The sequence below is a fragment of the Bacillus sp. NMCC46 genome (assembly GCF_002998465.1).
In the GTDB taxonomy this organism is placed as follows: Bacteria; Bacillota; Bacilli; order Bacillales; family Bacillaceae; genus Bacillus.
Genome location: NZ_PVQZ01000001.1, coordinates 605,533 through 618,796, shown reverse-complemented (window position 1 = coordinate 618,796; position 13,264 = coordinate 605,533). Strand labels below are relative to the sequence as shown.

The 13,264-nt window shown below is 40.2% G+C and carries 13 protein-coding genes; 6 read left to right on the top strand and 7 right to left on the bottom strand.

The window, feature by feature from the left end; translation table 11 throughout:
* The first annotated feature begins 44 nt into the window (after window positions 1–44).
* Window positions 45–1,874: a PAS domain-containing sensor histidine kinase gene (locus C6Y01_RS03145; RefSeq protein WP_034662800.1), complete on the top strand. Its 1,830-nt coding sequence runs from the start codon at window positions 45–47 to the stop codon at window positions 1,872–1,874.
* 25 nt (window positions 1,875–1,899) lie between these two features.
* Here the strand turns inward: C6Y01_RS03145 and C6Y01_RS03140 are convergent, their stop codons facing one another.
* Window positions 1,900–3,069, bottom strand: a complete 1,170-nt coding sequence (locus tag C6Y01_RS03140; RefSeq protein WP_106037807.1) for an aminotransferase A — start codon at window positions 3,067–3,069, stop codon at window positions 1,900–1,902.
* A gap of 292 nt (window positions 3,070–3,361) precedes the next feature.
* Between C6Y01_RS03140 and C6Y01_RS03135 the strand changes: the two genes are divergently transcribed.
* Window positions 3,362–4,246, top strand: a complete 885-nt coding sequence (locus tag C6Y01_RS03135; RefSeq protein ID WP_034662794.1) for a cation diffusion facilitator family transporter — start codon at window positions 3,362–3,364, stop codon at window positions 4,244–4,246.
* Window positions 4,247–4,307: 61 nt separating this feature from the next.
* Here C6Y01_RS03135 and C6Y01_RS18855 read toward each other — a convergent pair whose 3' ends face one another.
* Complete coding sequence (locus C6Y01_RS18855) at window positions 4,308–4,460, bottom strand: hypothetical protein (protein WP_162839369.1); 153 nt, start codon at window positions 4,458–4,460, stop codon at window positions 4,308–4,310.
* A 301-nt stretch (window positions 4,461–4,761) separates the two neighbouring features.
* On the opposite strand from C6Y01_RS18855, the gene C6Y01_RS03130 reads away from it, so the two are divergent.
* The 3 genes from C6Y01_RS03130 (at window position 4,762) to C6Y01_RS03120 (ending at window position 7,719) form a co-directional block, all read left to right on the top strand.
* The gene (locus C6Y01_RS03130) at window positions 4,762–5,301 is read left to right on the top strand and encodes an RDD family protein (RefSeq protein WP_034662790.1); all 540 of its coding nucleotides are present in this window, start codon (window positions 4,762–4,764) and stop codon (window positions 5,299–5,301) included.
* 125 nt (window positions 5,302–5,426) lie between these two features.
* Window positions 5,427–6,737 carry an MFS transporter gene (locus C6Y01_RS03125; protein WP_189318682.1) on the top strand — a complete coding sequence of 437 codons (1,311 nt, stop codon included), beginning with the start codon at window positions 5,427–5,429 and terminating at the stop codon, window positions 6,735–6,737.
* Between the two features lie 73 nt (window positions 6,738–6,810).
* Complete coding sequence (locus C6Y01_RS03120; protein WP_034662787.1) at window positions 6,811–7,719, top strand: chemotaxis protein; 909 nt, start codon at window positions 6,811–6,813, stop codon at window positions 7,717–7,719.
* A 33-nt stretch (window positions 7,720–7,752) separates the two neighbouring features.
* On the opposite strand, the gene C6Y01_RS03115 is transcribed toward C6Y01_RS03120, so the two are convergent.
* The 5 genes from C6Y01_RS03115 to C6Y01_RS03090 form a co-directional block, all read right to left on the bottom strand.
* Window positions 7,753–8,214 carry a YkyB family protein gene (locus tag C6Y01_RS03115; RefSeq protein ID WP_012009774.1) on the bottom strand — a complete coding sequence of 154 codons (462 nt, stop codon included), beginning with the start codon at window positions 8,212–8,214 and terminating at the stop codon, window positions 7,753–7,755.
* Window positions 8,215–8,930: 716 nt separating this feature from the next.
* A complete protein-coding gene (locus C6Y01_RS03105; protein WP_003211341.1) occupies window positions 8,931–9,146 on the bottom strand; it encodes a hypothetical protein in 216 nt (71 codons plus the stop codon).
* Between the two features lie 320 nt (window positions 9,147–9,466).
* Window positions 9,467–10,744: an MFS transporter gene (locus tag C6Y01_RS03100; protein ID WP_034662784.1), complete on the bottom strand. Its 1,278-nt coding sequence runs from the start codon at window positions 10,742–10,744 to the stop codon at window positions 9,467–9,469.
* 73 nt (window positions 10,745–10,817) lie between these two features.
* Entirely contained in the window at window positions 10,818–11,315 is a 498-nt protein-coding gene (locus tag C6Y01_RS03095; protein WP_034662779.1) for a L,D-transpeptidase family protein, read from the bottom strand.
* Between the two features lie 156 nt (window positions 11,316–11,471).
* Window positions 11,472–12,329 carry a metallophosphoesterase gene (locus C6Y01_RS03090; RefSeq protein ID WP_106037805.1) on the bottom strand — a complete coding sequence of 286 codons (858 nt, stop codon included), beginning with the start codon at window positions 12,327–12,329 and terminating at the stop codon, window positions 11,472–11,474.
* Between the two features lie 137 nt (window positions 12,330–12,466).
* Between C6Y01_RS03090 and fadH the strand changes: the two genes are divergently transcribed.
* Window positions 12,467–13,231, top strand: a complete 765-nt coding sequence (fadH, locus tag C6Y01_RS03085; protein WP_034662771.1) for a 2,4-dienoyl-CoA reductase — start codon at window positions 12,467–12,469, stop codon at window positions 13,229–13,231.
* Window positions 13,232–13,264 lie beyond the last annotated feature (33 nt).

The window sequence follows — 13,264 nt, the reverse complement described above, 5'->3', positions numbered from 1 at the left end:
ATCTAAGGACAACCCTAAAAAATGAAAAGGAGGGTCGGACGACGATGGAACAAAAAATGAAAGATTCGAATCAGCTTTATTCGAATATCGATTTACATGCCGTTCTTTCTTCTAATGGCCGCTTTCTCTACATTTCTTCTAACTGTAAGCAGCTTTTGCTCTATGAACAAAAGGATTTACTAGGGTGTTTTTTGAAAGACTATGTTCATACCGAAGATCAATTTCTCGTCGAGAGTTATTTCTACAATCAGCACATGCTAGAGATTTGCCACTTTAGGCTGCTTAGAAGTGATCTAACAGCTGTATGGATTGAAGCAAGTATTGATTTTGTTGCTTGTGATGAGTTAGACAGCGAATTAAGTAGAGAAATGATCCTAAAAATGAGGGTGCTGGACGCTGAACCGCAAAAAGCAGCATTTCAAACAACATCAGAAGTGTCAGAACAGTCGTTAGGCAGTCTGCCGGCTTTCCAACATGTCAGTGAAGCTGAACAATTGATTGCCATGCTGCCAAATCCGTTGTGTATTACGATATTAGGGGAAATTGTTTATGCGAATGATGCGATGCTTCAATTAATGGGGGTATGTACAAGAGATGACATGATCGGCAAATCTGCATTTGACTTTATTGCTGAGGAGTACCATGACATTGTGAGAAGCCGAATTACGAGGCTGCAGCAAGGTCTTCCAGTCGGAATGATTGAACAGATTTGGAAGCGGAAAGATGGAAGCAGCATTCATATCGAAGTGAAGTCATCACCTACGATCTATCAAAATCAGCAGGCAGAGCTTTTGCTGTTAGTAGACATCTCATCCCGTAAGAAATTCCAAACCGTTCTTCAAAAAAGCCGGGAGCGGTATCAGCTGCTCATCCAAAACTCCATTGATACGATTGCGGTCATTCATGATCATAAATGGGTGTTTATGAATGAATCAGGCATTAAATTATTTGAAGCCGAGCATTACGATAAATTAATAGGAAAGGATATTTTCCACCAGATCCATTCCTGTGACCAGCAAAAAGTGAAAAAGAGCTTGTCGCGTATTATTGAAAGAGCATCAGATTCCGAGATTGTCACGATGAGCTGTCATACATTTAAACACAAGCTGATTTATACTGAAATGGTGTGTATCCCAACCACATTCTTTGGGGAAACAGCCGTTCAAATTATTTTAAGAGATATATCGGAACGTAAGCAGACAGAAGAGCTCATGCTCCGATCTGAAAAATTATCGATCGCAGGTCAATTGGCAGCTGGCATTGCACATGAAATCAGGAACCCATTGACCGCTATCAAAGGCTTTTTGCAGCTCATTAAACCGAAAACAAAAGATCGCGATCAATATTTCGAGATTGTTTTCTCTGAGCTGAGCCGGATAGAGATTATATTAAGCGAGTTGCTCATGCTGGCAAAACCGCAGCAAACGGCATCGATGCAGACACTTGATTTGAAAAAAATCATCAGCGAAGTCACGGCTCTATTAGAAACACAAGCGAACTTAAATGGTATTTTAATGAACACAAGTGAGATAGAAGAGGATCTCCTGATGAACGGGGATCAAAATCAGCTCAAGCAGGTGTTTATCAATTTAATCAAAAATGCCGTCGAATCCATGCCGGACGGAGGTAAGGTTGACATTACGGCCAAAGCAGAAAGAGATGGGATTCTCGTTACCATTCGTGATGAAGGGGTCGGCATTCCTGAATCGGTCATGAAGCGAATAGGAGAGCCCTTTTTAACGACAAAGGAAAAAGGCACTGGACTTGGCCTCATGGTGACATTTAATATTTTAGAAAATCACAACGGGACGATCCGTGTGGATAGTCATCCCGAAAAGGGCACCGTATTTCACATCATGTTTCCTGCAAAATAAAAACAACGGCAAGAGAGCCGTTGTTTCAGTCTGTGAAATGAATGGAACGTTTTTCAAGGACGAATTGTTCTAGGCGGTCAAGTCCTTCTTTCAGTGTTTCAAGTGAATAAGCATAGGACAGACGCACATACCCTTCGCCGAGTGGAGAGAAAGCAGACCCTGGTACAACCGCAAGTCTTGTACTTTCTAACAGCTCCATACAAAAATCAAAGGAACTCATCCCAAACGATTCAATGGATGGAAAAATATAAAAAGCGCCAGAAGGCTTAATGACCGGAAGCCCCATAGAAATGAGCCGATCATATACATAATCGAGTCTTTTCTTATATTGCTCTCTCATGATGAGTGCATCATCCACACCATTTGTCACAGCTTCAAGTGCCGCCTTTTGTGAGACAGCCGAGGCACAAGACACGTTATATTGATGTACTTTTAATACATGTTTAGCAATTGGAGCTGAAGCAAATAAAAAGCCAATTCTCCAACCGGTCATGCTATGAGATTTAGACAGTCCGTTAATCACAATGGTCTGTTCCTTTAAGAAAGAGGCAATTGAATGATGCGGCCGGTCAAATGTCAGCTCGCTATAGATTTCGTCTGATAAAATAAAGATGTCTTTTCCTTCAAGGAGCTGGGCAATCTCTTTCAATTCTTCTTCCGAAAGCGTGACACCAGTTGGATTCGAAGGATAAGGAAGTACAACACACTTTGTCTTTTCCGTTAATGCATCCTCAATCAGTTTGGCATTTAATTTAAAGCCAGCATTCGTTGTGTCGATATGTACGGGCTTCCCGCCGCACATTCGAATGATCGGTTCATAGCCAGGGTAGACAGGTCCAGGTAAAATGACCTCGTCACCCTCTGACAAAATGGTTCGAAACGCAGCATCAATCGCTTGACTTGCACCTGTCGTCACAATGATTTCTGACTCTGCATCATAATCAAGATTGACTTTCTTCTTGATGTAGTGCTGGATCGCTTGTCTTAGCTCTAGGAAACCAGCATTATGAGTGTACGAGGTGAAATTCTCGTCAATGGCTGCTTTGGCAGCTGTTTTGACATGATGCGGCGTATAAAAATCGGGCTGGCCTATCGTCAAAGAAACGACATCCTCATATGACGATACGAGATTTGAAAATGTTCGAATGCCTGAAATTTCAATATCCTTTACTCTTGGATTCAGCAAATGCTCCATTTCTCATCACCTTAAAAATTTATGTTTTTATCCTATTTTACCATTCACTGCATAAATGTCACCCGCGAAAGGCACTGGATATCATTATCTGTAGTCTATTCTCCTATTCATCACAGCATGAGTGATATATTGAAGAAAGAGCAACATTTATTATAGCGTAACCTCACTAGAAAATACAGGCTGCGGTGAACAGGATTAGAAAACGTCACAACTGTGTAAACTGAAAGAACGTGAGAATCAGGTCATGGGAATTGCTTTCATAGACATACGATCTCCTAAAGGAGGACGATAGATGGAACAATCAGCGAAGACATCGAAAATCGCGTTTCTATCCGTGATGAGTAACACATTTGTTGTCATCTTAAAAATCATTGTGGGGCTGTTGACTGGATCTGTTGCGGTTTTATCAGAAGCCATTCATTCTTTTCTCGATTTAATGGCATCTTTTATTGCATTTATTTCTGTTCGTATTTCAAGAAAGCCAGCAGATTCTAAACATCCTTATGGACATGGAAAAGTCGAAAATATTTCAGGAACGATTGAGACCTTGCTGATTTTCGTTGCTGGCATTTGGATCATATACGAATGTGTTCACAAATTAATGCACCCAGAGCCAGTCAAGCTGCCTGTGCTTGGCATTGTGGTGATGCTGATAGGCGCGCTCATCAATTTTATCGTATCGAAGGTTGTGAACAAAGAGGCGGAGCGAGTGCATTCTGTTGCCATGAAATCGAATGCATTGCACCTGTTAACAGATGTGTATACGTCACTAGGGGTCGCATTCAGTTTATTGCTTGTAGCATTAACCGATTGGTATTTCTTAGATCCGATCATTGGAATGATACTCGCTCTCTTTATTATGCGTGAAGCATTTAAACTCATGAAAGAAGCCTTCCCGCCGCTTGTAGACGCCCGGCTAACACCCGAGGAAGAACAATCGATAGAAGCAATCATTCAAGGATTCAGTCAAGAGTTCATCGAATATCATGACTTTCGAACAAGACGATCCGGAGCAGAGGAATATATTGATTTCCATTTAATTGTAGATGGCAAGACAACCATTGAAGATGTTCATCAATTATGTGATCGAATTGAAGAGAAGATTCAGCAAGAATTTCCGCATGCACAAATCTTTATTCATGTAGAGCCTGAAAGTGAAAGAACATCACAAACGTAAAAAAGGCGATCAACCAACTTAGGTTGTATCGCCTTTTTTACGCTTCATCTATGAAATGAAATCAATATCCATAAGCAGTATCGTAATCTTCATACCAAGAGATATAAGCTGCGTCATCATTTGACAAATCATGCTTCATGTCCAAAAAATCAGCTTCGCAAATATCTTCAATTACAGTCATTTCGTTGTTCTTTAATAGTACGACAGTTCCCATCATGAACACCTTTCTTTAAAAAATCCTTGACTATTGTACCATGTGAAGAGCGGTTGTCAACAGCAGAATGGAAACAAGACGAAAATATCACAAAATGTTAAAAAATCAGGAGGTAAAAGAACTAGAAGTGCCATGATTTTCACAAATTTTCAGTATTTATTCACATAAAACATTAAGAACAAACTGATCTAAAATATATGTAAAAGTGTACAGCTCCATTGATCTTACTATATTCATAAGATATAATAACGAATGATTATAAGAAATTTATAGAAAACATACATAATAAAGGAGAAATAGGATGGAAACAAACATAACAGAACCACACATTCAAGAAAAGAAGCATCCTGAGCTAGCAGGCGTGGGCTACCGCTTTCTTGCCCACCTTTTGGACGGCGTCATTATCAGTGTTCCTTATGCCTTCATCATGTTTATTTTGTTCACACTCTTTTTTGTCTCAAGCCCAGAGGCAGCATTTATGCTAGAGGATGACAGCTATTACTATTCCACAACCGTCATGACGGATGAAGAATGGGCTGTCATTATGGGACTTATCTTTTTCTACGTAGCATCGATCTTAATCGGTATCGTGTTGACATGGCTTTATTACGCTATTATGGAAGCATCAAAACTGCAAGGAACTCTTGGTAAGATGGCTCTTGGGATCAAAGTGACAAAAGTAACGGGCGAAAAAATAACATTCGGACGAGCAACTGGCCGCTTTTTTGCAAAAGTCTTTTTGTCTCCAATCTTATGTATTGGGTACATCATTGCCTTTTTCACAGAGAAAAAACAAGCGCTTCACGATTTAATTGCAAGTACGATTGTTGTGAAGAAATAAAGAAAAAAAGCACCTCTGCTCAATAGTAAGGGGTGCTTTTTGTATAGATTGCTTGTATGGAAGAGGGAAGCATGACATAAAATAGAATGCTAGTGAAAAATCAGGCAGGGAAGGGAGACAAACGATTGAGAACAGGAAAAAAGACCATGCAGAAAAAAGGGGCAGGCTTCGGGTTGTTTTTGACAGCACCCGTTTTGGCCTGGGCATTGTATGACTTTGCAAATACGATATTTTCATCCAATATGATCACCATTTTCTTCCCGTTCTACTTGCAGGAAACGATTGGAGACAGTGCGAGAATGGATCAGATCGCCAGTACGTTTATTTCTTATGCAAACGCACTAGCCAGCATTTTTCTCGTCATTTTTACACCATTATACGGGGTTCTGATCGATCGTACAGGAAAAAAGAAGCGCTACATCACAGTGTTTACTTTAATATGTATATCTTGTACGTTTTTGATGGGGATCTTTGCTGGAATTGATTTCTCAAGCGAATGGTTTGGGCTGCCTGTCTCCTTATTAGTAGTGGTCACCTTGTTTGTGATCGCAAAATTTTTCTATCACTCGAGCCTAGTGTTTTATGACACCATTCTGCCCGATCTTGGGACAAAGGATGAAATACCGCTTATTTCTGGGTTTGGCATTGCCGTTGGTTATTTAGGGACACTTGTCGGTCTCTCAGTTTATTTACTTGTTGGCAATGACCAATTTCATGAAGCATTTATTCCGACAGCGCTTTTATTCTTTCTCTTTTTCCTGCCCTTTCTCTTTTTTGTAAAAGACCCTCATCCGCTGCCGCAGCAAGAGAAAAAGGCGTCATTTTTGAGCGGGTATAAAGAAATTATTCGCACGTTTAAAGAGATGAAGCAATACAAGCCGGCTTTTATCTTTATGATTGCTTTCTTTTTTATGAATGATGCCTTACAGACAGCGATTGCGATGATGGCTGTTTATGCCAAAATCATCATTGGCTTTACCGCTGGGCAATTTATTCTGCTTTATCTGGTGTCGACCATTTCAAGTATCATTGGCTCCTTTCTATTTGGATATATCACAAAGGCGATTGGGGCAAAGCGCTCGATTACAGTCGTGTATGTGATTTTGATCGTGGCCCTGATTTTGGCTGTGACAGCCACAACGGAATGGGTTTTCTGGGTGGCCGGCAGTTTATTCGGAATTTCACTCGGCGCAAGCTGGGGGGCATCACGAATATTGATAATTGAGCTGACACCTAAGGAAAAGAGAGGACAGTTCTTTGGTCTCTTTGCATTCTCAGGGAAGGTGTCTTCCATTATTGGACCCATCATTTATGGCTCAGTCACTCTGCTGTTTGCAGAGCACGGAAATCTCGCAAGCCGTCTTGCACTTGGGTCTTTACTCATTCTTGCAGCGATAGGACTTGTGATTCATCAATTCGTACGAGAGAAAGCGTAAAGAAACGTCAACTTTTTACCTATGCTGCCGATATAAAAAGTACAATCTTATATTGAAGAATAGAGGGATTTCCGTGGCTTTAAACAAACAAGAAATTTTACTTGACTCTGGTACCAATGAATTGGAAATTGTGAAGTTTGAAATTGGTTCAAATCAATTCGGCATTAACGTCATGAAAGTAAGAGAAATCATTCAGCCGGTTGAGGTGACGGTTGTACCGCACTCTCATCAAGATGTAGAAGGGATGATTAGTTTACGAGGCGAGATTTTACCAGTCATCAATCTATTTTCCTTTTTTAATGTCGAGTCAGATCAGTCAGAACAAGAGAAATATATTGTGACTGAATTCAACCAACGGAAATTTGTGTTCCATACAGGAACGGTATCACAAATTCACCGCGTCAGCTGGGAAGAAATTGAAAAGCCAACTGCACTCAATCAAGGGATGGACCGTCATTTAACGGGCATCATTAAGCTTGATGAAAAAATGATTTTCCTTCCAGATTATGAGAAAATCATTTATGATATTGAATCCGCTTCTGGAGTAGAAACGTATCATATGTTTGACGGTGAGAAAGACGAGAGAAGAACAGGGAAGAAGCTTTATGTCGTTGAAGACTCTCCGCTTCTCATGCGTTTATTAACAAATGAATTAACCGAAGCAGGCTATAAAAACATTGTGACCTTTGAAGATGGCAAACAGGCATATGACCACGTCATGGACCTTGTCAGCAAAGGAATCAGTGTGACAGAAGAAATTGATATGATTATTACGGATATTGAAATGCCAAAAATGGATGGTCACCGATTAACGAAACTGTTGAAGGAAAATCCTTTAACGAGTTCCATTCCGATTCTCATCTTCTCTTCGTTAATCACTGAAGATTTGCGGCATAAAGGGGAAACAATCGGTGCAGATGATCAAATTAGTAAACCAGAAATTCATCAGCTGATTGAAAAAGTCGATCACTTTATTATCTAAACAAAAAACCACTCGGCATGAGTGGTTTTTTGTTTAAAAATAACTTTCCCCGAGTCGTTTGAAGACGGGCTTTGTGTAATGTGATTTTTGTTTTGTGGCGGTAGGTTTTTCTTTTAAACCGACATACGTTTGAAGTAGTTGCTTTGCTCGGTTTAATGACATATTCGCTTTCGGATTGCGATATGATTGATTTAAATTTCCTAAGTGTGGCAAAAATTCGAAGTCTTCTTTGGTTGGTGGCAGGTGAAAATAATAATCTCCAATTTCAATCAGCACGTCGGACTGTTGTTGACTATATTTGGGATTGTTAGAGAAATGTAGGCCCACTTTTCTTCCTTTACCTTCTTGCAATAGTTTTTGCAGCGCACGTTTTTTCAAAAGATAAAGAAACTTGGGATTTGGTGCGGTTTTAGCATGGCGGTTAACGGTATAAATGGCTTTTGCGATGTTTTCTGCTGTAGGTTCTATGTCTTTAGTATGAGCATAATCGTCCATTTTTTCTCTCCTTTGTCTTTCGTCTTCCTGTGCTTAGTATAAATTATACGTTTTTATTAGTAAATTGCAAATAGAGTTATTGTAAAAGCGATAGGATTCCTAGCTCTCTTATCTACAATAGCCATTCAGGAGGGTTCTAAAACGTGGTTGAATATAAAAATGGCAGAATGATCAGCAAAGACACAGCATCTATTCACTATGATTTTTCTTCTATCTGTTTCAGGTGGAAAGAATGCGGCGCATTTCATTTTCTATATGCTAAAGGTGTTGTATATTCATTCTTTTAAGCATAGTTGAAGCTGCATTGGTAAGCAATTTCTGTATTGAAGTCCGTTTTTTGAAGCAGGATGAGGCTTTGTTGAACTTTCACATAATGAGGAGGTAACTTCTATAAACTTCTTTAATTGAAGGATCTGCAGCATACAGAGCGGTAGCTGACTTGCACGAGCGATATCTTGAAGAAGCACTTTTTCGATAATGTTGGCAAATCCATTGCTGACGGTGTCATTGGTGGGCAAAGGAGAAGAGACGTTCATTGCAAGAAGGGCAGAAGAATTGACTGAATGAAATATATATGAAGTGAACTATTAGTTCATGATAACTACCTATTTTAAATAAATGGGTAGTTTCTCAATTTGGATTCATTTTTACATATTGCGTCTGAAACTTTACCATATGCCTGACAACATGTCGAACATATGGTTTAACAACATGGTCTATTTCTTATGACTTGAATAAGCGCAATAGAAGCAACCATTAAAATCAGTTTCATTCGTCATTTGTTTAGCTTCATCAATGGCGCTCTCGCCACTCATGTGCAGACCAATCAATTTACGGCTTGCAGCATCACCTAAAAATGCACAATCTTCTGTATGTACAACATACTGTCCTTGATCATCTTTTGTATGAATAAAATAATAACTTTTTAGCATACCCCTCACCTCCAACCTGACTATCCTACTATAAAACTTCCAAAGATGTAAAGAAATTTTATAAAAATTTTTGCAATTTTATACACGTTCCTGTTTTTTGAAAAAAAGAAATAAAGGCTAAATAATGCAAGGGATTGATAGAATGGATGTAAGAGGTAAAAGTTAAAAAAGAAGAATGGATCGATTGAAGGGCATGTTGACTCCTCTATTGGTTGATGTTGCTTCAAATAGCTTCAATCAACAGAGTAAATAACGTCGTAGGGCGTTTCAGCTATGAAAAAAAGGACTTCCTTTTAAAGAAAGCCCTTTTTCCTGTTCAATTATTGCGCTCCCTGGCCTTTTAGTTCTCGCTGCACGTCTAAGTCGGCAGCTTCTCTGCTGAACTTCGGCAGTGTAATGAAGTAAAAAAGGAAAACGAGTAAAATAATAACGCCCATTCCGTAATAAATATAAGAAACGTTTGTAATGAGTTTTGGAAATAGTACCGCAATCAGACCTAATGTCATGGATTGAGCAAACATGGTAAGCGGATCAACCCATCCTGACACACGTCCCATCAGGCGAGGATGGACGATTCTCGGCAGCCAGCCGCCAATGACAATGTTGACCGGTCCAATACATGTACCAATGACAAATGATGTGACATAAAACAACCATAGTGTATGGGTGGAACCAAGTACAAAAATCAGAATGCCTGCAACCAGAATTGGAAGCGACATGAGATATTGCATCTTTACTTTTTTAGCGAGAACAGAGCCCATTAAGCTGCCAACAAGCAGGCCTGCACCGATCGCGATTGTAAAGAAGGATGTATGCAGTTCAAAATGGTCCGGTGAAAGGCCATATTTCATTGTAAACATCGGAAGTACAGCAAATGCGCCATTGACTAGACCAAAAACAAAAAAGCCAAAAATTAAAGAAGCCAATAATTTATTTTTTATAATGTAAAGAATGCCTTCTTTAAAATCTTTTAGAGACGTTTTAATGGTCATGCCTCTCCAGCCTGCTTGTCCATTTGGCTGACGTGCTTCAATTGGAATGTTACATGAACGAATCAGGATGCCTGAAACAATAAAACTGATCAAATCAATGGTAATGGCACCGTGAAGTCCAATTGTCTTATACATAATAGCACCGATTCCAACACCAAATACCATGAATAAACTAAACAGCATTTGATTTAAGCCAGCGGCTTTGGCATATTGATCTTTATTTAAAATCGCCTGAACGAGAGAGGCTTCAGCAGGATAGAAGAACTTCGTAATGGCACTTCGTATAAACAAGATCAAGAAAATAAGTGGAAGTGAATTGAAATAAATCACAATGAATAAAACAATCGTCAGCCCAGCTCGTATCCAATCGCAATTCTCTGCGACTTTTTTACGATCAAAACGATCTGCTACTACACCAACCATAAAAAAGACAAAGATCGTTGGAAGTGAATACATGAGCTCTGCTAATGTGGCATAGGCGGGCTGATGACTAAAATGATCGAGCAAATAAAAGGCAAACGCCATATTGCCTACTGTTGTCCCCATTTGCGAAGCAAGTGCTGCAAAAAAGAGACGAACAAAATTTCTGTTTTTAAAAATATCCATAAATACGCTCCTTAACCTGAAGATCCCACTTTATATCATATAAAATTTTAAGCATTCATACAATTAATTTCTCCTACTGGCTAATGGTCACAGGTGTTCCATTTGGAACGATTGAAGCAAGTTCGATGACATTCTGATTATACATACGAATGCATCCCCTAGACACAGCTTTACCAATTGAAGACGGGTTATTCGTACCGTGGATGCCGTAATGAACTTTCGAGAGGCTCAGCCAATAGGCGCCAAAGGGACCTCCTGGGTTTGGCTGTCTGTTGACAATATAATAAGAACCTGTCGGTGTCATATTTAAAATTCTTCCTGTTGCAATCGGATACGACCGAATAAGCTGTGATCCAGAAAACAATACGAGACGTTTGCTTGAAATCGAAACAGAGATGCGGTAAGGGATCGAACTAGGATCGGGCAGACCAGGAATGATGATGACCTCATTTTGTACCGGCTCTTGACCTTGAAGTGACGGATTTGCAGCCTTTAAGGCATCTGTTGTTGTTCGGAAATCAAGCGCTATAGAAGCAAGGGTTTCTCCATTTTTCACCGTATATCGCAGCACCAAAGTACACTCCTTTTGCTCAAATAAAAGAAGCCATGATGCCCATCACTTGATCTATATATTGACGGAATCAGGCTAAGGAAGGTTTCTCCTAACATTTGTCATGAGAAAGATCTTTGATTATACATATGCAAATAGGAGCGGTTTGGCTTCTGTCTAAATGCGAGAGGAGAGGGTGAAAAAGGTTAATTCAGGTTTGGCTAAAAATCGAAGCGGCAGTCTTGTTGTCCCAAGTCCGCGGTTGACATAGATTCGGTGCTGATAACTTCCGTATAAACCTTCCACATATGTATGGCCGTAAGGTGCTGAGAGAATGGGGCCATAGAAAGGAAGCTGCACCTGTCCGCCATGGGTATGTCCAGAAAGCTGCAAGTTAATGGGAGTTGTATTTAACTCCAATGCTGCATCAGGCTCATGTACGAGCAGTAACGTAAATAAATCAGAGGATACTTCCCGCTTAATCAGGTCATAATCGGGCACACTCATCATCAGGTCATCCAATGTAGCAATCTGAATATGCGCCCCTTCTTTTTCTAATTGAAACACATCATTTTTACATATTGTAAAACCGCAAGCTTTCATCGTTTGCTCATAAAGATCAATGCCAAATGGTCCGTAGTCATGATTTCCGCATATCGCGAGCTTACCAAACGGGGCATGGAGCTTGGTCAAATATGCTTTCGCTTTTTCATGCTCTTCAATCGATGCTTGAAAATCAACGAGGTCACCTGTGAACACAATGAGGTCTGGAGACTCAGCGTTGATTTGCTGGACGACGGATTCTAATTCTTTCGCAGGAAATGTATCACTTAAATGAACATCACTAAATTGAGCGATTTTAAACTGGTCAAATGAAGCTGGAAGCTGAGCATCCTGAATGGTCAGTGACACGGTATCGATCATGCGTGGTTCGATGTATCTGGCATATCCGTATCCACATGTTGTAGCTAAAAAACCGAGAATGCTCGCGCCAGCTGCTCCTTTTAAAAACTGTCTCCGAGAAAGTTGCTTCATATAAGACTCCTTTATAAATAAAATTAAGTATAGCATCATATTTGATGAATCTCCCATATGGTGCATCTAGGGTCAATCATGATATGATAGAAAATAATGAATGAATAGTCATTCAAAACCACAGAGGGGGAGAACAAATGACGAAACAAACAGTGATTGTCACAGGGGGATCAAGCGGAATGGGGAAGGCGATGGCTGCCCATTTGGCACACGGAGGCTGGAATGTCGTGATTACTGGAAGAACGGAAGAAACGTTAGAAAAGGCGGCAAATGAAATAAAGCAGAATGGCGGCTCGATCGCTTACTTCCAAATGGATGTGCGAAACCCAGAGGATGCAGATCAAATGGTCAAGTTTGCGGTAGATACATTTGGTGATGTGGACGCTCTGATTAACAATGCTGCAGGAAACTTTTTGGTTCCAGCAGAAAAACTGTCTCCTAACGGCTGGAAGGCTGTCATTGATATTGTATTAAATGGAACATTTTTTTGCAGTCATGCAGTGGGCAATTACTGGATTCGTCAAAAGAAAAGGGGAAGTATGATCAATATGGTGGCTACCTATGCATGGGGTGCTGGTGTAGGTGTGGCGCATTCAGCGGCAGCAAAGGCAGGTGTTTTATCTCTGACTCGAACGCTTGCAGTGGAGTGGGGAAAGCAATATCGAATTCGCGTCAATGCCATCGCACCAGGACCAATCGAGAGAACAGGCGGTGCGGATAAACTGTGGGAATCGGAAGAGGCAGCGCAAAGAACATTAGATAGTGTTCCTCTTGGCAGACTGGGTACACCAGAGGAAATTGCAGAGCTTGCGAGCTTTTTATTATCTGAGCAAGCTTCATATATAAATGGAGATTGTATCACAATGGATGGGGGTCAATGGCTTAACCAATCCCCATTTTGAATGACGATGTAAGACCTGCTTTTGATGTGTTAT

Excerpts from the sequence above, each read along its gene's own strand:
- fadH (WP_034662771.1), top strand. The coding sequence starts at position 12,467 with ATGACGAAACAAACAGTGATTGTCACAGGGGGATCAAGCGGAATGGGG.
- C6Y01_RS03135 (WP_034662794.1), top strand. The coding sequence starts at position 3,362 with ATGGAACAATCAGCGAAGACATCGAAAATCGCGTTTCTATCCGTGATG.
- C6Y01_RS03130 (WP_034662790.1), top strand. The coding sequence starts at position 4,762 with ATGGAAACAAACATAACAGAACCACACATTCAAGAAAAGAAGCATCCT.
- C6Y01_RS18855 (WP_162839369.1), bottom strand. The coding sequence starts at position 4,460 with ATGGGAACTGTCGTACTATTAAAGAACAACGAAATGACTGTAATTGAA.
- C6Y01_RS03100 (WP_034662784.1), bottom strand. The coding sequence starts at position 10,744 with ATGGATATTTTTAAAAACAGAAATTTTGTTCGTCTCTTTTTTGCAGCA.
- C6Y01_RS03115 (WP_012009774.1), bottom strand. The coding sequence starts at position 8,214 with ATGGACGATTATGCTCATACTAAAGACATAGAACCTACAGCAGAAAAC.
- C6Y01_RS03090 (WP_106037805.1), bottom strand. The coding sequence starts at position 12,329 with ATGAAGCAACTTTCTCGGAGACAGTTTTTAAAAGGAGCAGCTGGCGCG.
- C6Y01_RS03145 (WP_034662800.1), top strand. The coding sequence starts at position 45 with ATGGAACAAAAAATGAAAGATTCGAATCAGCTTTATTCGAATATCGAT.
- C6Y01_RS03140 (WP_106037807.1), bottom strand. The coding sequence starts at position 3,069 with ATGGAGCATTTGCTGAATCCAAGAGTAAAGGATATTGAAATTTCAGGC.
- C6Y01_RS03105 (WP_003211341.1), bottom strand. The coding sequence starts at position 9,146 with ATGCTAAAAAGTTATTATTTTATTCATACAAAAGATGATCAAGGACAG.